The sequence below is a fragment of the Enterococcus faecium genome (assembly GCF_029023785.1).
Lineage (GTDB): Bacteria > Bacillota > Bacilli > Lactobacillales > Enterococcaceae > Enterococcus_B > Enterococcus_B faecium.
On sequence record NZ_CP118955.1, the window covers coordinates 621251 to 641132 of the forward strand.

Genomic DNA, 19882 nt, shown 5'->3' on the forward strand with positions numbered 1-19882 from the left:
GAAATAAGAAGAAATTCACGAAAATTGCTTTTCAAATTTTTGTGAATTTCAGCTTATTTCCGAAGGAGTTGCTTCTGATTCCGCCGTTTATACGTGTTTAGAGCGTGAGACAAAAGTGTTCTTTACTTTTGTCCCACGCTCAGTTTTTTTATGCGTGTTGTTGTGCGTTGTAGTATTCTTCTTCCATTTTTTGCATACGTTCACGTTCTTTTTGGTTATACCAAGGTGAAACGGTAAATGCAAGGACATCATTCAGCAAGTAAACAGAGCTGTTCACGAACATCGCCAAACTTGCAGATCCATGCGTAAATGAAATATACCAAAGGACCATTTGAGCAAGCCCTGAAGCTAACCACCAGTAATATTGGTTGTTGTAACGCAAGAAACTGATGATACCAGCAGTCAAGCTAATAGAAAAAGCAATGGCATCTACCCACGGCCGAGGATCATCTGTATAACGACCAATCAGGAATCCTGAAACAAGATAGACAAGGAAAGTACTGATGATTGCGATAAACCAGCTTTTTCCAGTGAATTTTCGGATTTTTGAAGCCATATTATGATTCCATTCTTTACTTAACAATACGGGGATATCCAATGTGATCATATAAGCAATCTGTTCACCGATACTTAAATAGTTCTTTGCTGAAAACCCAACGATAATAAAACAAATCGCAGACAAAATACCTAAAATACCGTTGACTGATTTTGCCGCATTGATGGATAAAATACACAATACACCAAGCGTGGTACCGATAAATGTAATAACGGACAGCCAAGTGATGGGACTATTGACAAGAGTCATGACCTGGCAGCCAAGACTGAAAAAGAAAAGATAATAATTTTGTTGCGGCCAGCCTTTTAGCTGATGAGCTAAAAACTGAAAATATGACTTCATGTATGAGGACTCCTTAAGACACTAAATGTAGTGTGTTCTGTATTTACTAACACAATCTATTGTATGCTTTTCTTGAAAAAAAACTAGTCTTTCAATTATAAATAATTTGTGTTATGATAATTTTCTGTTTGTTTTCTTGAAAATATAATTTCTTACTTTCATTTATTATATTGGGAACAGGAAGAGTGTCTTGGAGGACCTACTTTCTGTTTTTTTTTCCTTTTTTCTTATAAAAAGGAAAAACAGCTATTTTTTTCAATCTGACACATTTACAATGGAACTGGAGATTAATATAGATCCGAGCTTAAACGAAGAATAGGAGTGCTCATATGAACCTTACAACGATCCATCATATAGCCATCATTGTTTCAGATTATCAGAAATCACGTGATTTTTATGTTAATAAATTAGGATTTGAAGTAATCAGAGAAAATTACCGCAAAGAACGAGATGACTATAAATTAGATCTGAAACTAGGAAGTGCTGAATTGGAGATTTTTGGAATTGCTAATGCGCCACAACGACCAAACTATCCAGAAGCTTGTGGCTTGCGTCATCTTGCTTTCAAAGTAGACGATATTGAAGAAACAATTGCAGAATTGCAGTCCTTAGGGATCGAATCAGAACCGATTAGAGAAGATACCTTTACAGGAAAAAAAATGACGTTTTTCTTTGATCCAGACGGATTGCCATTAGAACTGCACGAATAAAGATAACAAAATTGTCACTTTTTTTTCGTTTCATTCGATTTTTCATTCGTTCATTTCTTGATATTCTTTAAAAAAAAGAAACAGGAGAATGAAGAATGAAAAAAATGATGTTTGGTGTTGCTGCCCTCATCGTAATAGGGATTACCGGTATGACGGGACTGCTCAATGCCGCTTTTCACATGGATGATATTAGTGACCAGGAATATCGGATCTCATTGAAAAAAGCAGCAGCAATCGTAAAAAACGAAACAAAAGAACATAACATATCTGCTATTCATTTTGCAGTTGAAAAAGATTTGGAGAATCCTACGAATGCAACATATGAATACCAGTTTTTTTGTGAAGGACAAGTCATAGCAGTCAATCCATCCACTGGGAAAACAACCGTACGAAATGACACGGAAAAGGCCGCAGAACATCTTTTTGATATAGAAAAAACGGAAGAATTCAAACAACCGCAAGCAGCGATGAAGGAAGCAGTCAGCTACTACGGGAAAAAAGCAAAAGTGAAAGAGTGGACACTTCTAGTCAAAGATGAACGTCCTTATTATAAAGTCCGATTAATAGATGGAGAACAGGACCGTCAGGTATGGATATCTGCATAGAAGAAGGATATTGCTTCTCTTTTTTACAATATAAGAGTAAGCTAAGAGAGTAAAGATGAAAGGAAGTTGAGATAACATGGAAAAAATGAAATGCCCTAATTGCGGAAAAAAATTTGCATACGAAGAAGTCAATAATGTAGTCGAACATAATGATAAAGAAATGCCAGTCGTCTGCCCTTATTGCCGAACTGAAGCGGCAAGAATCGTTACTCATGGTTATTTCATTACTGAAAAGATTGAAGATTTTTTAAAATAACGATTTTGCGATTTCTTTTTCTGCATGTTAGAATGGAGAAAAGGAGAGGAAACTATGATTCGTTTTGCGAGAAAAGAAGATGCTCCAGAAATCGCCCCATTGATCTTAGTGATTCTAAAAGATATGGAACTGCCATTTTTGAAGCAGACAGGGGAACAAAAGACTTTAGAGATTTTAGAAGAAGCAATCACTGATCCAAATTATCGTTACAGTTATTCACGAGGTATCGTAGAAGAAATAGACGGTAAAGTTGCAGGAGTTGCTTACGGTTATACAGATGAAGAAGAATCAATCATCGATCAGCCACTGGTACCTATCTTAGAGAAATATCAGCTAGATGCGTCTACACGTTTGTTCATTGATAAAGAAACGTTTCCCAACGAATGGTATTTGGACTCTATCAGTGTATCAGAAGATTTTAGAGGACAAGGCATCGGTTCGCGATTATTAGAAGCATTACCTAAATTGGCGAAGAAAGCTAATCGCTCCGTCATCGGTCTAAGTGTGGATGAAAAAAATCCAAAGGCTAAAAAATTATACGAACGCCATGACTTCAAAGTTGTCGGTCAGCGGATGATCAGTGGTCATCTTTATGATCATATGCAAAAGAATATCTAAAAAGATGTACCTGAAATGCGTATTTCCGCATTTCAGGTACATCTTTTTAACTTAAGTTAAGTCGGTAAGAAACAGGCTTATCGCGACTTTTGTCTTTACGGTAGAGCCAGTAATCTAAAACCGCAGCAATACAAATACAAACTGGAGCATCTTCATCATTTGAGACATCCAATACATAGTAATCTCCTGAAAAAAGTGTTGCTTTATCCATTTTCATGATTTGCTGATTGAAATGATGGATTTGATATTGATGATTATAGATATCACCTTGGACTGTCCAGTGAAGTCTACGAATATAATAAAAGTCACCGGGCCAATTGAATATTTTCTGCATGGTTCCCACCTTTTCGAACTCTTTATACAGCTCAAAACGCGTACCGAATGTCAGGCTTATCTGCTTGATGTGAGCAACGAGATCGCCATTCATGGCATAAAGAGACAATGCATCGCCCTTTGTTCCCCAGCGACCAACCATCAAAAACAGGGAATGTCCTTTTTCGTTTTTGACAATTGTCCGAGTTGCACGTCCAAGCTGCTTTTCCTGAATGAAAAATTCTGACATCTATATCCCTCTTTTCTAGATAAAACTACAAGTCTTCTGCAATCGCGCGCAATATGGCTTTTCCTACGCCAGATTCAAGGTTTGTGTCCGTTGTATATTTGGCATAATCTTTTACTTCGATTTCTGCATTTCCCATTGCGAAACTGACTCCTGCTACTTGCAGCATGCTGACATCATTGAAGTTATCGCCAATCGTCATGACTTCTTCTAAAGAAATCCCACGCTCGTGAGCGACATGGGCAACAGCAATTCCTTTTTGAGCGTTTTTATGGTTCACTTCGATATTGTTTTGACCAGAGGAAGTAACGGCTAGATCGCCTAAAAGAGAAATCTGCTTTCCAACTGGACCTAATACAGCTGGCCCTTCTGTATGAAAACAAATAATTTTTAAAACTTCCAGATTCTTTTCTTCCAAAATAGCACGAATACTGTCCACGTATGTGATGTGCAATAACTCCAGCTTAGCTGAGGCCATGGCAATCGCCATTTTATACGTAAGGTGAGGTAAATGGGTAGCCACCATGGAAGCAAAACTTTCAATTCGTTTCGCTTGATTTTCAGAATAAAGACCATCGTTGGTTGCTACTTCATAGTAAATACCGTTAGCATCTAGAATATCTAAAACAGAGATTGCTTGATTATTTGGAATCGACACGGTAAACAATGAATTTCCTTCTTTATCAAATACCTGTGCCCCGTTCAAAGTGATCATCGCACAATCGATTCCTACCTCATCTAAAGCTGCGCGAGCTTCTTGATAGTTTCGACCAGTAGCGACCATGAACTCAACACCGGCATCATTTGCAAAACGTATCGCCTCGGCATTTTCAGGAGAAACACTCATATGGGCATCTAATAATGTGCCGTCCATATCTGATGCAATTAATTTGATCATAATGATTATCGTTCCTTTCTGCTTCTTGTTCCTAGTTTACCATATTAATCAAGTGCTGAGGGTGAAGATTGTCCCTTGTGATTGAAGAAAATGTGAGTTATTCTTTTTATTAGGAGGTGGAGTTTTTGAAAGAAATCATTCATAACAGTTGGCAAGAAGTTTTGTCCTCAGAATTTTCAAAAGATTATTATCTGCATCTAAGAGAATTTTTAAAAAAAGAATATGCGTCCCAAAAGATCCATCCAGATATGTATCATATCTATGAAGCATTGGAATTGACTCCTTATGAAGAAGTTAAAGTGGTGATTTTAGGACAAGATCCTTATCATGGAGAAAATCAAGCTCATGGCTTATCTTTTTCTGTGCAACCTGGCGTAAAGATCCCGCCATCGTTAAGAAATATCTATAAAGAGCTTTATGATGATCTTGGAATCGCACCTGTTCAACATGGAAATCTAGTGTCATGGGCTAAACAGGGAGTCCTTTTACTCAACACCGTTCTTACCGTTCGGGAAGGGCAAGCGTATTCTCATCGCGGGAAAGGTTGGGAAAGATTAACAGACACGATCATTGAAAAATTAAATGAACGGGAAAAACCAATCGTGTTTATCTTGTGGGGAAAACCGGCACAAGAAAAAATCAAAATGATCGATAAGAGTCGCCATATCATCATAACATCTCCACATCCCAGTCCGTTATCTGCAAGTCGTGGCTTTTTTGGTTCCAAACCCTTCTCGAAAACGAATGATGCGCTCCTTGCGTTAGGAGAAGAACCGATTGATTGGCAACTGCCTGAAACAGTGTAATAAAACAGCGCTTTCCTGTTATAGCGCAGTTCGCTATGTATGTGAAAAACTTAATTTTTCCAGCATTTTTGACTGATACAGATAAAATAAACTGTTCTTTTTTTCTGGAATAGTGTATGATAATACATATAAAAACGTCTGGAGGTCATCTTGTGGAATTGTTTGATAGTTTAAGATTTAAGATTGTTCGCCGTGGGATCAAAATCGTTTTCCCGGAAGCTACTGATGCTCGTATTTTAGGCGCAGCTGCCCGGTTGAAAGCAGAAGAACTTGTGGAACCCATTTTAGTAGGGAACGAAGAAGAAATAAGAAATGCAGCGCATGCCAGAGGAATCAAAACATCTAGCTTTACGATCATCAGCCCTGATAATTACGATAAGTGGGATGAAATGGTGGATGCTTTTGTTGAACGCAGAAATGGAAAGGCATCCAAAGAACAAGCAGAAAAGATTTTAAAAGATGTGAATTACTTTGGTACGATGCTTACGTATATGGGGATTGCAGACGGAATGGTCTCTGGAGCGATCCATTCGACTGGCGACACTGTTCGCCCAGCACTTCAGATCATCAAAACAAAGCCTGGCATCAGTCGGACAAGCGGAGCGATGATCATGGTACGTGGAAGAGATCAAGAAAAATATGTCTTTTCGGATTGTGCGATCAACGTGAATCCAACTGCGCAAGAATTGGCTGAAATCGCCGTAGATTCTGCAAAAACAGCAGAATTGTTCGATATCGAACCAAAAGTAGCAATGATGAGCTTCTCGACAAAAGGCTCAGCGAAATCGCCAGAAGTAGACAAAGTAGTTGAAGCAACTAAAATCGCTAAAAAACTAGCGCCACAATACATGATCGACGGCGAATTGCAATTTGATGCTTCTTATGTTCCTTCAGTTGCACAACTGAAAGCGCCAGATTCAGAAGTAGCTGGTCAAGCAACAGTCTTTGTATTTCCAGAATTGCAGTCAGGAAATATCGGCTATAAAATTGCTCAGCGTTTCGGTAACTTTGAAGCAATCGGACCAATTCTACAAGGCTTGAACAAACCGGTTTCTGATTTGTCTCGTGGAGCAAATGAAGAAGATGTATATAAATTATCGATTATCACAGCAGCACAAACATTGATTGATTAACAAATACACGCGAACTAGCCAAAAACAGCAGCTGCTGTTCTTGACTAGTTCATTTTTTCTTTAAAAAAACTTCATTACGCGATATACTGGCAAAAAGAAAGAAGAGCGGGAGAAGATGAAAAATGATCGAACTATCAGGATTAACAATGACAGAACAATTCGCAGAGGCAATTGGTCATTCCGCAATGCCAGGTGACAATCTGATATTGACTGGTGATCTAGGTGCGGGTAAAACAACGTTGACGAAAGGAATTGCCCAAGGATTAGGGATAACGCAAATGATCAAAAGTCCGACATACACGATTATTAGAGAATATAGTCAAGGTCGGATTCCGTTGTATCATATGGATATTTATCGGGTAGCAGCTAGCGGAGCAGATTTAGGGTTAGATGAATATTTTGAAGGTGATGGGCTTTCCGTTGTCGAATGGGGAAATCTATTAGAAGAAGCACTGCCGGAGGATTATTTGGAACTGATTTTAGAAAAAAGTGATACAGATTTAGAAAAACGGTATGTGAAACTAATCTCATACGGGGAGCAAAGTGAAACCTTCAAACAGCGAATTCTAGAAAAATGGGCTGAAAATCATGAGTGAAGAAGTTGGGATCATCTTGCGGGAAGCAGTGCCAGGAGATGCAAAAGACATTCTTTTGATGATGGGACAAGTCAATAAGGAGACAGAATTTTTAGTTTTGGATGAAGCAGAACTCCTGTTACCACCAGAAACCTTAGAAGAAGAGTTGGATTATATATACGAAAGCAATAATAATTTATTGCTGCTTGCAATCTATGAAGGGACGATTATTGGAACAGCATCTGTCAAGGCAGACAGTCAATTTCGTTTGTCTCACGTGGGAGAAGTCGGTATCAGTATTCTGCAGGAATATTGGGGAATGGGACTAGGCACTCTTATGCTAGAAGAAATCATCAGTTGGGCGAAGGAAATGGGTGTACTTTTTCGATTGGAGCTTGACGTTCAAGTTCGTAATGAAAGAGCCGTACACCTTTACCGAAAAATGGGCTTCCAAATCGAAGCGGTCATGCCTAGAGGGGCAAGAACAGATCTAGGCGAATTTTTAGATGTATATAAAATGAGTTATTTGATTGAATAGAAGAAATAGGAAAAGAGTGAGAAACTGTCATCCTTTTGAGAAGGCAGAAAAACACACGAAGGGACTATGACAAAATACGTGTCACAGTCCCTTTTTCTGAATAAACGGTGTTCAATCAGCTAACCTTCGGTATTAGCTCAAAAAACAGCAAAATATGAGGAACTATTTTGCCGTTTGTTTCTCTAATACTCAGATCAAAACGCTGATTTCACAACCTCTTGGTAAACGGTGTTCAAAAGCTTGCATCTGCGGTAATAAGTCCAACCAAATGAAAAATATCAGAAGCTATTTTTGTTTGGCTGTTCTTATTACTTGATGCAGAACAGCTTTTTCACAACCTCTTCCTTATACGGTGTTCTCCTGCCAGCTCCTCGGTTACCAGTCACAATATTTAATAAACATGAGGAGCTATTTTTTGAAATTGCTCCTTGTGACTCGGAGTGAAACGGCAGGCTCACGACCTCTTTGTGTGTTTCATAAGTATTCTTTTACTTTATAGTCACAAGTTTTTTCAATGGATCTGTCCCGAATTTTTTTTCTTGATAAAGCAGGATTTCCGCACATGCACGACTATCTTCCAATGCATCATGGTGATGATCTAATTGGATGTTCAAATTTTCGCACACAGTGTTCAATCGATGATTTGGAAATTCAGGAAACAAGCGACGGCTACTTTTCACTGTACATAAAGAAAGATAATTAGGCTGTTCAAGATGATAATAATCTAAGCATCCCGCTAAGACCTTTGTATCAAAAGCAGCATTATGTGCAACGACTAAACGATTTTTTTGAAAATATGGTTGGATAGTTTGCCAGACTTCTGGGAATTTCGGCGCATTGCGTACGTCTTCTTGATGGATTCCGTGAATTTGGACATTTCGCCAGAAAAAAGGAGTCTCAGGCTGTATCAATGTATAGAATTCATCAACGATCTGGCTGTTTTTTACCATGACTAGCGCAAGAGAACAAGCACTATAAGGCTGATGATTGGCAGTTTCAAAATCCATGGCAACAAAATTCATTTCTGTAAAACCTCCTTGGGAAATTACTGTAACATACTTTTGAAAAAAGCAAATAAATTTAACAAAAAACATAGAATTTTTTATGTAATATTTGTTGAAAAAAGCTAGTTTTTGAACTTATTCCTTGTGATTTGGAGTTAGATAGGGATCATGAATTCTCGGTATTAAGCCAAATTTATGCAAAGTTGTGAGGAACCATTTTCAAAAAAATTTCTTACGACTCGAAAGTAGGCGACTTTTTCACAACCTCTCCACTAAACGGTGTTCAATCAGCTGACCCTCGGTATTAGCTCAAAAAATGGCAAAATATGAGGAACTATTTTTTCCATTTGTTTCTCTAATACTCAGGTCAGAACGCTGATTTTACAACCTCTCCACTAAACGGTGTTCAATCAGCTGACCCTCGGTATTAGCTCAAAAAATGGCAAAATATGAGGAACTATTTTTCCGTTTGTTTCTCTAATACTCAGGTCAGAACGTTGATTTCACAACCTCTCCACTAAACGGTGTTCAATCAGCTGACCCTCGGTATTAGCTCAAAAAACGACAAAATATGAGGAACTATTTTTCCGTTTGTTTCTCTAATACTCAGGTCAAAACGCTGATTTCACAACCTCTCCACTAAACGGTGTTCAATCAGCTGGCCCTCGGTATTAGCTCAAAAAATGGCAAAATATGAGGAACTATTTTTCCATTTGTTTCTCTAATACTCAGGTCAGAACGCTGATTTCACAACCTCTTAATAAACGGTGTTCAAAAGCTTGCATCTGCGGCAATAAGCCCAATCAAACGAAAAATATGAAGAGCTATTTTTGTTTGGCTGTTCTTATTACTTGATGCAGGACAGCTTTTTCACAACCTCTCGATAAACGGTGTTCAAAAGCCAGTTTCTCGGTATTAAGCCAAATTTATGCAAAATGTGGAAAGCCATTTTCACAAAATTTTTCTTAATACTCGAAACTAAACGACTTTTTCACATCCTCTTTATTTCAAATCTAATTCTACTGGACAATGATCACTGCCCATAATGTCCGTATGGATCTTTGCATCAGCTAGTCTTGGCTCTAAATCTTTGCTCGTCAAAAAGTAATCGATCCGCCAACCAGCATTGTTTTTTCTTGAATTGAATCGGTAGTTCCACCAAGAGTAGACACCTTCCTGGGTTGGATAAAAATAACGGAATGTATCGATAAACCCGTTATCCAACAGTCGAGAAAGAGCCGCTCTTTCTTCTGGAGTGAATCCAGCATTTTTTTGATTCGTTTTCCAGTTTTTCAAATCAATCTTTTGATGAGCGACATTTAGATCCCCACACACGATGACTGGTTTTTGTTTTTTTAGATTTTCCAAATAATTATAAAAGGCTTCTTCCCATTCTAATCGGTAATCTAAACGTTTTAATTCGCTTTGAGAATTTGGCGTGTAACAGGTTACAAGAAAGAAATCGGAATATTCCAAAGTAATCAGACGGCCTTCTGTATCATGGATATCGATACCCATTCCGTAAGTGGCATTCAATGCTGGTTTTTTAGCAAAAATCGCTGTGCCGGAATAGCCTTTTCGTTCTGCGTAATTCCAATATTGATAATAACCTGGAAGATCTAAATCAATTTGTCCTGCTTGGAGTTTCGTTTCCTGCAGACAGAAAAAATCGGCGTCTAACTCATGAAAAACTTCTAAAAAATTTTTATTTACGATGGCACGAAGCCCGTTTACGTTCCAAGAGATAAATTTCAATAAAAGCACACTCCTTCGAATTAATTTCCTTACCTTTGCGATACTATTGTACCTCATTTTAGTAAAAAATGGTGTAAGATGAAAGTAACTAAATGATCCAGGAGGAAAGTCGATGAAGATTGGTGTAATCGGTGTAGGGAATATCGCAGAAAAAGCATATTTACCAACTTATGCGAAAAAACAAGGAACACTTGATTTTTATTTTGCAACAAGAAATAAAGAAACAAAAGAAAGAATTCAAAAAGAGTACGGGTTCCAACATCTATATGAAACGATCGATGAGCTTTTAGAAGAAAAAATCGAAGCATGTATGATCCACGCAGCAACAAAAGTACATTATGAATTAGCCAAAAAATGTCTAGAAAATGGTATCCATGTTTATATTGACAAACCACTTAGTGTCCATCTAAATGAAGTTCGTGAATTGCAAGAATTAGCTGATAAGAACCAAAAAATTTTGATGATCGGTTTCAACCGGCGCTTTGCTCCTATGGTAGAAGAATTGAAATGTATCCCAGATAAGCGGTTGATCCACCTGCAAAAAAATCGAATAGCGGCAAAAGAAACGACAGAATTCGTCCTTTATGATTTGTTTTTACATCTTATTGATACAGCGGTGTATTTATTGGATGAACCCATTTTGAGAACAAAATACCAGATAAGAGAAACAAAAGAATTTTTGGAATATGCCATTTTACAATTAGAAACACAAAATCAAACGGCTATTTTAACGATGGATTTAGCAAGTGGCGCTAATATAGAAAAATATCAAGTAACAAGTAAAAATGGTACTTATGAAGTAAACGATCTGACCCAGCTTGTCATTCAAGATGCTGATGGAAAAAAAGTGAAAGAATTTGGCGACTGGACAAACACGCTAGTCAAACGCGGGTTTGAGCCAATGGTAGAGGCCTTCTTTTCTCAGATCCGTTTAGGTAAATCGGAAACAGAAATGCTTAAACAAAAAGAAGTTGTAAGAAGTCATGAATTATGTGAGGAAGTGCTTAAAGATCACTACCGTCATCAACTTTGAACAAGACTGGCAAGATTGTATTAAGCGTGATAGAATAATGAGGACGTTTGAGAAAAGAAAGGAAAATCCTCAGTGAATAAAGAAGAAATAGTTGAAAGCTTAGCCACGATTACTTTATTGTTTGATGAACCATTGATGAACTATACGTTTACGAAAACAGGCGGACCAGCTGATGTCCTTGCATTCCCGAAAAAGCAAGACGAAGTAAAGCAAATCATCGATTATTGCCGAATCCATGATATACCTTGGATGGTATTAGGAAATGCAAGCAATCTGATCGTTCAAGATGGCGGGATTCGCGGTGTAGTCATCATGCTGACTGAAATGAAACAGATTCATGTCAAAGGAACGATGGTCATTGCGGAAGCAGGTGCCTCACTGATTGATACGACTTATGCAGCTTTGGCAGAATCATTGACTGGATTTGAATTTGCTTGCGGCATCCCGGGAAGTGTCGGTGGAGCGGTTTATATGAATGCAGGTGCGTATGGCGGAGAGATCAAAGATGTTTTTGCTGAAGTGGATCTTTTGCTTGAAGATGGAACATTGAAAACTTTGACAAAAGACGAAATGGTATTTTCTTATCGTCACAGTAAAGTCCAAGAATTACGTGCTATCGTATTGGAAGCTCGATTCAGTTTGCAAACAGGGGATTATGAAGCAATCAAAGCAAGAATGGATGAGTTGACCGAATTGCGTCAATCAAAACAGCCATTAGAATACCCTTCATGCGGAAGTGTCTTTAAGCGCCCAGTAGGACACTATACAGGTCAGCTGATCCAACAAGCAGGATTGCAAGGCCTGAAATGGGGCGGTGCACAAGTCTCTGAAAAACATGCTGGATTCATCGTCAATATTGATCATGCGACAGCGACAGATTATATTGAATTGATTGCGCACATCCAAGAAGTAATCAAAGAAAAATTTGATGTGTCTTTAGAAACAGAAGTGCGGATCATTGGAGAAAAACAAGCAATATCAGAAACAAGCAGAAGTTTAGCCAATTAATAAGTAATGGAACTTAAAATAAGTAAAAGAGCAGGACGGTGGCCGCCCTGCTCTTTTTTGTGGTTGTTTACGCAAATGGCGCAAATCTTGTACATTTTAACACAATAAAACAAAAAATATAGAATATTTCCTCATAAATTTTTCCATTTTTTGCAATATTCTCAAAAAAAAGATAAAAAATGAGAATAACTGATGAAAAAACAAGCATAATCCATCATAAAATCAGTATAGGTGAAAAGATGAACTTTCATCTGCATATCAAGTAATTGGTATGAGGCATTTTTTGAGGTGTAGGATATGAAGTTGGATTACCTTATAGAAGAGGAAGATAGAGAAAAACTGCTGCTAGCTAGATATTTAGAATTTGAGAAAAAGAATTATGTAGTGCTACCTAAGTTATATGAAACATTAGGTTTGTCTAAATTTAAAACAAGAAATTATATCATAGAATTAAATAAAGAATTTACTGAATTCAAAACAAAGCCAGAGATCCAAATTTCAGAAGAAGCAGAGATCCATGTCGAACGTCTGAATTTGACGGATATCAAAAATTTAAGAAGAATCTACTTTCAACGATCAAAAATTGCTCGACTGTTAACGGAGATCGTGGATTCAAAAGTAACGATCGAAAAATTTGCAGAGAATCATTTTTTAAGCATATCAAGAGCCTATGTAAAAAGAAGAGAATTAGTCTCTTTTCTTGAACAGCATCAAATAAAGTTAAAGAAAAACATATTAGTTGGGGAAGAAATAAACATACGGAACGTATTATTTGGGGTATATTTCGGGGTCTTTAATGGTTTTTCTATGCCATTTAGAGAAAGCGTCATGAATGAAGCAAAGAGTATCGTGCAATATTTTGAATATCTGTTCAATTTAAAACTGTCTGCAACAAAACGAATCAAATTCAATTTGCTAACCACTATTAGTTTGTTGAGGGCCTATGGGAATCAACCAATCGGAAAACGTTTCTTTTCAGATGAATACTTTAAGAGCTCAGAAGGAATGAAGATCATCAAGGATTTATCACATATTTCTTTTTTTCATATCCCTAAAGAGCAGATCATTGATGAGATTTCTTATATCATGTTGTTTTTGATCACGGAAGAAGAATTTGAATTAGATGGCGCATTTGGACTTGCGGAAGCTCATTTTCATGATATCCACATGATTAGTCAAAAAATGTCAGTGGAATTGATTGATCAATTACCATTTTCGATTGAAATCTCTGAAGAAGAAAGACTATATATACGAAAAGAACTTCGTATGGGTATGATGCATGTCAATCGAAAAAATTGGATATTCGACTTTGAGATGACTAGCTTTACGTCTAAAAAGCAGCTACAGTTTTTCTTCGAGACGTATCCAATATTCAGTACAGCAATCCAAAAGGTCATACAAGAGAATAAACGCTATTTCTTGGGAAAAGATGAACGTTTCATGATTCGCTTATTTTATGATTATCTCTTTTTATTGGTCGGTATTTGTCCGGTATCATATTTTGAAGCACCGATTCATGTCTGTATTGATTTTTCGCAAGGATCTGCTTATACCGATTACATTATTTCTCAAGTGAAAGGATTTAAAAATTACAATATTGTGATTGAGAGTCGAATCACTTCTCGTACGAATATTTATTTATCTGATTGTTTACTTGAAAAATTTAATAAAGAACAGATAATTTGGAAAAATCCACCGACTCCAGATGACTGGGAATATTTTGGAAATATCATCATCAGAGAAAAAAATAGACATTTAACTGAAAAAATCAGCTAGTATTTATGGATGGCAGCTTTGTCTCACATATTTATTAGCTGATTTATGTTTTTTTCAAAGAAAAGGTAACTAGATATAACTAGATATATTACTTAACAAAATTAAAAATTACATAAGTTATTATTCCGATTTTCTTGAAACAATAAAAAATCAAAAAAAATACTCTCCTAATAGTCCATCTTCTTTTGATTTTATTTATATAATGAAATCATCTTATGAAAATTACTACTTCATGTTTAGACAAGAGTAGGGAGGACTAAGAATAAATGTGTTCAAAAAGACGTTCAAAACAACTAAATAAACACGCTTGTCGTTTAGATAAGGAACGGTCGTGTTCTGAAAAACACTACGTTAAGTTTATGATGCGCACGATGCTGATCAGTTTATCTGTAGGTGTCTATATGCATGTACCCGTTCAGGCAACGGCACAAACCATCAAGGTCGTACGTACCTCTGTTTCTGAGACCACTGATTCCCCTATCACTATTACTCATACTTTCACTGATGCAAATGGAAAACAGCTACTTCCTGCATTGACTTCCTATAATAAAGTCAGTTATCCTCCAACGATAAACCACTACTGGTTAATTCCTAACAAAACATTATGGACATCGGAAACCGGAAGCAGTGTGCCGCTTTCTATCTTTTCCGATATGACTGATCCTACAAAAGGTGATCAGTTAAAACAGATCACTGATATTTTGAATCATGCTTTGACAGATATAAAGAACGGTGGAAGCGCACAAGTTTCTTATGTATATGAAAAAGATTATTCACAGTTTGAAGGAAAGAAAATCGATGTTCTGGCAGGGACAAAAGTTTCGATATCTGATCTGGTAGAAAGGCTGAAGAACGCAGATGGAACACAAGGAGATATGTCCAAAGTAATTTCAAACAATGGGAATATCGTGGATACGACTAATACAGGAACATCTACTATTTCCTTGTCCTATTTTGATCCAATTGCTTTAAAAACAATGACTGCATCTGCTGTGATCCATGTTCGTGCTGATCAAACAGCTATCAAAGGAAAAGATCTTCACTTAAGAACAGGAGAGAGTTACGCCCCTAAAGATCTTGTTGAATATGTAACAAAAAGCGATGGAACTTCAGGAAATAAAGAAGAAATCAAAATGAACGGGACAGTAGATACTACAACTCCGGGAGAATATCCCGTTGTATTAACTTATATAGACTCGAAAACATCAAATGTGGCAGAAACAACAGCTGTAGTTTATGTAGAAGCATCTGCTGCTTCATCGACTGTCATCACTCATTTTATAGATAGTCAAACAAATAAAGAACTTCAAGCAGAAACACATATGAGTAGTGTAAATCGTATTCCTGATTTGCGCCTACCTGCTGAATTTTCTGATCGAGTGCCAAATATAGATTTATCGACTTATGAACAAGACGGAAAAGTCACTTCTATTTCTGATTGGATGCAAGCAAACGGATTAGACAGAAAAAGTCACTGGTCGGAGATCCTTGAAGTACTTCACTCAGAACTGATGAATAACAGGAAGCAATCAGGAGGGGAAATTACCTTTACTTATGTTTATATACCAGACAATCGTTCATTAGAAGGCCATGATCTTATTGTTCATCCAAACGAAAAAATAAACAAAGAAGAGTTGATCCAATCAGCAACAAATTCCTTAGATAAACCCGTACCGTTAAAGGATGTATCGGTTACAATCAATGAAGTACCATTGGAGGATGGTTATTTGACCAAACAAACAGGTGATTTTACGATTATGTATAGTTATCATGACCCGTATTCACTCCAAGAACTCCATGCTCAGTCGCTTTTACACGTTTTACCATTAAAAAAACAGATAAGACAAAAAGAACAAAAAAAACAAGAAGAAAACTTGTCAGAAAAAAAACAACAAATGGCTCATGCAGTTTCTCCAACAGGGGAAGCAAAGCAAACAAGAAATTTACAGCCAGCAAGAATATCTAGAAAAATCTCAGAATCTAATAAAACGATAAGGCAAGAAGCTCATTTGGCCCCACAAGTTTCTGGATTGGAAAATGAAATTTTAGAGCCTAAAATAAAACAACAATCAGAAAAAGAATTTGTTGCTAAACAGTCGGCAGATCAGAATGAATCAGATGACCAGAAGGAAACGAAGAAAAAACGCTTGTCAACTATTGATTCCACCGATGAGCATCTGCAGCCGCAAGTACCACTTCCTAGTCCGGGAACACCCGCACCTGGTGGAGGTATTCCTTCTTCTGCTTTAGGAGATTTCATGCGAGGTATGGCAGGAACATGGGTATACGCTAATCGAAATGAATTTGGCGCAGATGACTGGTTCTGATTTATATCTCTATCTGTTATAGTCAAATAAGTAGCTGAGTCATATGTTATTTGGCATAATGGAGACGAGGAGGGATAGAAAAATGTTAGATAAAACGTTACCTTACGCAGAAATCTGGATGACAAGACCACTTCAACAAAATGTTCCAATCACGCCTTTAGCGGAAGGTTTTGAATTTCGATTTTATCAAAAAGAAGATGAATCTGCTTGGGCGGAGATTGAGACTTCCGTTGGGGAATTTCAAACGACAGATGAAGCACTTGAGTATTTTCAACAAAACTTTGCTCCTTATCCTGAAGAACTTGAAAGAAGGATGTTTTTTGTAGAGACAAAAAAAGGAGAAAAAGTAGCAACCTGTACCGCTTGGCGAAAAAAATCAAGAGAGCAAGTGTATCCTGTTTTTCATTGGTTAGCAGTGAAACCAGATTACCAAGGAAAAGGGCTCGCAAAAGCATTGACTGCCAGAGTCTTGCAAGAATTTCCTACCCTCCATACGGACGGACCAATCTATCTTCACACACAGACATGGAGCCATCAGGCGATTGCTCTTTATAAAAAAATGGGTTTTACTTTTATTGCTGAAAATCTAGACGGCACACCTAATCCAGATTATGAAAAAGTTATGCAGGTTTTAAGTAAATTAGATAAATAACGAAATGGTGAAATAAGTCCTCAGTATTGGGATAAAAAACGAAATAGTCATTCCTCATATCTTACTTTTTTGAGTTAATACTATCGGATAACTAATGGCATGCCATACATTCAAAAAAGAAGGGGCAGTGACAAAAGTATTGTCACTGCCCCTTCTCTTGTTTTTTAGCATGTTTTATCGTTTGATTTTTTTAGGAATAAAATTCTTGATGAACGTAAATTTTTGGTAATCGTTTCGACTATAGAGGTAACCAAATACACTGAAAACAACTGCTCCAATAAAATTAACAAATAAATCCTTCATAGTATCCATGATTCCCACGTCTAAGTAACCATTTTGGATGATTGTTTTATCTGTTTTACCATCTGCATTTTGACTTTCAATGATTGTCCGAGTGATATCTGGAACATGATAGACAGTGTTTCCGTCTTTACTTAACTCCACACTATTGATTTGCTGGATGATCGTATCTTTTTGCATATCGAATTGCAGTAATTTATCTGCTGAAAATTCCACAAACTCCCACATAACACCAACTGTCATCGAAAAACAGAAGGAAACAACTGCTAGTAATAAAGGAGTCAAGTTCATGGTTTTTGTATTTTTATTGAGCAAATAAACAAGGGAAAAGCCGACACCCCCAGCTAAAAATCCGCTGAATGCATGTAGAAAAGTATCCCACATTGAAAAATAGCCATAAAAATCACTTAACTCTCCTAAAACTGTTGAACTAAAAATAAAAGATAACAAAATGATTTCTAGCATATTTGGAATCTGTATCTTTAATATCTTTTCTAGGAAATAAGGAATTTCAAACAAAATCAGTGTCAATAATAAAAGCATCGTATTTCCCCAATGTTGGTTCCAAATCTGATCAGCCAACATAATAACAACGATGATACGTAATAAAATATAGATTCCATTTGTGATTCTGCCAGCAGTTTTTGTACTGTTCGTAAAAAAGGTTTTCAAATGATTCATAAAATAACTCCTTCATGTATATCCTTAATTATACTAAGAAGCGTGTGTTTACCAAAGCTATATGACTTAAAGAAAAACAGAGTTGATATTGTGAAAAAAATCACTTAATATAGTATAAGGAGAAAAGGGGGATACAAATGAAAAAATTAGTTGCTGGTTTATTAACAGCCGTTGCACTTCTTGCTATGAGCGCATGCGGCGCAGATCAGAAAAATACAGCGCAGACAAGTTCTAGTACGAAGGAATCTGCCGAAGTATCATCAGGCGCTTCTGAACAAGTATATACAGATCCAAAAGAAATGAAAGAATCTTATGATGTCGTGATTATTGGAGCTGGTGGTGCAGGGATGGCAGCAGCTATCGAAGCAAAAGATGCTGGGTTGAATCCAGTAATTTTGGAAAAGATGCCTGTTGCCGGAGGAAACACATCTAAATCATCAAGCGGTATGAATGCTTCAGAAACAAAATTTCAAAAAGAAGAAGGAATCAAAGACTCGAATGATGCCTTCTATGAAGAAACGCTAAAAGGTGGTGGAGGAACGAATGATAAAGAAATGCTTCGATACTTTGTCGATCACTCTGCTGATGCGGTCGATTGGCTAGATCAAAACGGTATCAAACTGGACAACTTAACGATCACTGGAGGGATGAGTGAAAAGAGGACACATCGTCCGTCTGATGGCTCGGCTATTGGTGGATACTTAGTGGAGGGGTTATTGAATAACGTCCATGAGCGGGAAATCCCTATTTTTGTCAACGCAGATGTGACAGACATTAAGAAAAATGGGGAAACGGTCAATGAAGTGACTGTACATGTTCAAGGAGAAGAACCAAAAGAGGTCACCGGAAAAGCAATCGTAGTTACCACAGGCGGTTTTGGTGCCAGCAAAGAATTTATTGAAAAATATCGTCCCGATTTAGCTGATTATATTACGACAAATCAAGAAGGATCAACTGGAGATGGTATCACCATGATTGAAAAATTAGGTGGACAAACCGTTGATATGGATAAAATACAAATTCATCCAACTGTGCAGCAGGATGAGGGGGTCTTGATTGGTGAGGTTGTTCGCGGAGAAGGAGCAATCTTGGTCGATCAAGAGGGGAAAAGATTTGTCAATGAAATGGATACAAGGGATAAAGTATCTGCAGCAATTACAGCATTGCCTGAAAAATCAGCTTATTTGATTTTTGACCAAGGCGTGCGTGATCGTGCCACAGCTATTGAATTTTATGACCAAAAAGGATATGTCACAACTGGAAAGACAATGGAAGAATTAGCAGAAAAAATCGATTTACCAAAAGAAACACTAGCAAAAACAGTTGATGGATGGAATACGGATGTTGCGGAGAAAAAAGATGCTCAATTCAACCGTGCCACAGCCATGGAACATGACTTATCGTCTCCGAATTATTATGCGATCAAAATCGCACCAGGAATCCATTACACGATGGGCGGTGTGAAAATCAATACGAACACTGAAGTATTAGATAAAGAAAACCAGCCAATTAGGGGGTTATATGCTGCTGGTGAAGTCACAGGTGGCTTACATGGAAACAACCGGATCGGTGGAAATTCAGTTGCGGAGATCATTATTTTTGGGCGACAAGCGGGCATACAAGCAGCTCGATTTGCTTCGGAAAATGAATGAAATAGAACGTAAATAAAAAGAGGTTGTGAAATCAGCGTTTTGACCTGAGTATTAGAGAAACAAACGGCAAAATAGTTCCTCATATTTTGCCGTTTTTT

Annotated in this window: 20 protein-coding genes; 14 read left to right on the forward strand and 6 right to left on the reverse strand. The window is 37.2% G+C overall.

The annotated features are described in order from the left end of the window. Positions 1–148 precede the first annotated feature (148 nt). Positions 149–898, reverse strand: coding sequence for a nicotinamide riboside transporter PnuC (pnuC, locus tag PYW34_RS02875; protein ID WP_002287078.1), 750 nt, complete (start codon positions 896–898; stop codon positions 149–151). Between the two features lie 329 nt (positions 899–1227). Here pnuC and PYW34_RS02880 point away from each other — a divergent pair, with 329 nt between their 5' ends. The 4 genes from PYW34_RS02880 to PYW34_RS02895 all read left to right on the forward strand — a co-directional run bounded on the left by PYW34_RS02880 (position 1228) and on the right by PYW34_RS02895 (position 3087). Further along, positions 1228–1608: a VOC family protein gene (locus tag PYW34_RS02880; RefSeq protein ID WP_002287076.1), complete on the forward strand. Its 381-nt coding sequence runs from the start codon at positions 1228–1230 to the stop codon at positions 1606–1608. A 95-nt stretch (positions 1609–1703) separates the two neighbouring features. Next, positions 1704–2213 (forward strand): hypothetical protein, encoded by a 510-nt coding sequence (locus PYW34_RS02885; protein ID WP_002287075.1) that lies wholly within the window; start codon positions 1704–1706, stop codon positions 2211–2213. Between the two features lie 76 nt (positions 2214–2289). Beyond that, the gene (locus tag PYW34_RS02890; protein WP_002291570.1) at positions 2290–2469 is read left to right on the forward strand and encodes a hypothetical protein; all 180 of its coding nucleotides are present in this window, start codon (positions 2290–2292) and stop codon (positions 2467–2469) included. 54 nt (positions 2470–2523) lie between these two features. Further along, entirely contained in the window at positions 2524–3087 is a 564-nt protein-coding gene (locus PYW34_RS02895) for a GNAT family N-acetyltransferase (protein WP_002293816.1), read from the forward strand. Between the two features lie 46 nt (positions 3088–3133). On the opposite strand, the gene PYW34_RS02900 is transcribed toward PYW34_RS02895, so the two are convergent. Together PYW34_RS02900 and PYW34_RS02905 are read right to left on the reverse strand one after the other, a co-directional pair. Then, a complete protein-coding gene (locus tag PYW34_RS02900) occupies positions 3134–3649 on the reverse strand; it encodes an LURP-one-related/scramblase family protein (RefSeq protein ID WP_002287073.1) in 516 nt (171 codons plus the stop codon). A 25-nt stretch (positions 3650–3674) separates the two neighbouring features. Then, positions 3675–4544, reverse strand: a complete 870-nt coding sequence (locus PYW34_RS02905) for a Cof-type HAD-IIB family hydrolase (RefSeq protein ID WP_002287072.1) — start codon at positions 4542–4544, stop codon at positions 3675–3677. 125 nt (positions 4545–4669) lie between these two features. On the opposite strand from PYW34_RS02905, the gene PYW34_RS02910 reads away from it, so the two are divergent. From PYW34_RS02910 to PYW34_RS02925, 4 genes are all read left to right on the forward strand, one after another. Then, positions 4670–5350: a uracil-DNA glycosylase gene (locus tag PYW34_RS02910; RefSeq protein WP_002287070.1), complete on the forward strand. Its 681-nt coding sequence runs from the start codon at positions 4670–4672 to the stop codon at positions 5348–5350. Between the two features lie 152 nt (positions 5351–5502). Then, positions 5503–6483, forward strand: coding sequence for a phosphate acetyltransferase (gene pta / locus PYW34_RS02915; RefSeq protein WP_002291445.1), 981 nt, complete (start codon positions 5503–5505; stop codon positions 6481–6483). 122 nt (positions 6484–6605) lie between these two features. Continuing rightward, positions 6606–7079 carry a tRNA (adenosine(37)-N6)-threonylcarbamoyltransferase complex ATPase subunit type 1 TsaE gene (gene tsaE / locus PYW34_RS02920; RefSeq protein WP_002287066.1) on the forward strand — a complete coding sequence of 158 codons (474 nt, stop codon included), beginning with the start codon at positions 6606–6608 and terminating at the stop codon, positions 7077–7079. Further along, complete coding sequence (locus PYW34_RS02925; protein WP_002287063.1) at positions 7072–7596, forward strand: GNAT family N-acetyltransferase; 525 nt, start codon at positions 7072–7074, stop codon at positions 7594–7596. The genes tsaE and PYW34_RS02925 overlap by 8 nt, the downstream gene beginning before the upstream one ends. A 488-nt stretch (positions 7597–8084) precedes the next feature. On the opposite strand, the gene PYW34_RS02930 is transcribed toward PYW34_RS02925, so the two are convergent. Together PYW34_RS02930 and PYW34_RS02935 are read right to left on the reverse strand one after the other, a co-directional pair. Beyond that, positions 8085–8618 carry a 3'-5' exonuclease gene (locus PYW34_RS02930; protein WP_002291442.1) on the reverse strand — a complete coding sequence of 178 codons (534 nt, stop codon included), beginning with the start codon at positions 8616–8618 and terminating at the stop codon, positions 8085–8087. A 984-nt stretch (positions 8619–9602) separates the two neighbouring features. Next, positions 9603–10355, reverse strand: a complete 753-nt coding sequence (locus PYW34_RS02935) for an exodeoxyribonuclease III (protein ID WP_002293820.1) — start codon at positions 10353–10355, stop codon at positions 9603–9605. 112 nt (positions 10356–10467) lie between these two features. Here PYW34_RS02935 and PYW34_RS02940 point away from each other — a divergent pair, with 112 nt between their 5' ends. The 5 genes from PYW34_RS02940 (at position 10468) to PYW34_RS02960 (ending at position 17151) form a co-directional block, all read left to right on the forward strand. Beyond that, positions 10468–11388: a Gfo/Idh/MocA family protein gene (locus PYW34_RS02940; protein ID WP_002323385.1), complete on the forward strand. Its 921-nt coding sequence runs from the start codon at positions 10468–10470 to the stop codon at positions 11386–11388. Between the two features lie 72 nt (positions 11389–11460). Continuing rightward, positions 11461–12396, forward strand: coding sequence for a UDP-N-acetylmuramate dehydrogenase (gene murB, locus PYW34_RS02945; protein ID WP_002291437.1), 936 nt, complete (start codon positions 11461–11463; stop codon positions 12394–12396). 297 nt (positions 12397–12693) lie between these two features. After that, on the forward strand, positions 12694–14172 hold the full coding sequence (locus PYW34_RS02950; protein WP_002323384.1) for a helix-turn-helix domain-containing protein: 1479 nt from the start codon (positions 12694–12696) through the stop codon (positions 14170–14172). A 266-nt stretch (positions 14173–14438) separates the two neighbouring features. Next, positions 14439–16499 carry a bacterial Ig-like domain-containing protein gene (locus PYW34_RS02955; protein WP_002334100.1) on the forward strand — a complete coding sequence of 687 codons (2061 nt, stop codon included), beginning with the start codon at positions 14439–14441 and terminating at the stop codon, positions 16497–16499. An 82-nt stretch (positions 16500–16581) separates the two neighbouring features. Beyond that, on the forward strand, positions 16582–17151 hold the full coding sequence (locus PYW34_RS02960) for a GNAT family N-acetyltransferase (RefSeq protein WP_002287055.1): 570 nt from the start codon (positions 16582–16584) through the stop codon (positions 17149–17151). Between the two features lie 174 nt (positions 17152–17325). Here PYW34_RS02960 and PYW34_RS02965 read toward each other — a convergent pair whose 3' ends face one another. Beyond that, positions 17326–18132, reverse strand: a complete 807-nt coding sequence (locus PYW34_RS02965; protein WP_002323382.1) for a hypothetical protein — start codon at positions 18130–18132, stop codon at positions 17326–17328. Between the two features lie 137 nt (positions 18133–18269). Here PYW34_RS02965 and PYW34_RS02970 point away from each other — a divergent pair, with 137 nt between their 5' ends. Further along, complete coding sequence (locus PYW34_RS02970) at positions 18270–19784, forward strand: flavocytochrome c (protein ID WP_002287050.1); 1515 nt, start codon at positions 18270–18272, stop codon at positions 19782–19784. Positions 19785–19882: the final 98 nt, after the last annotated feature.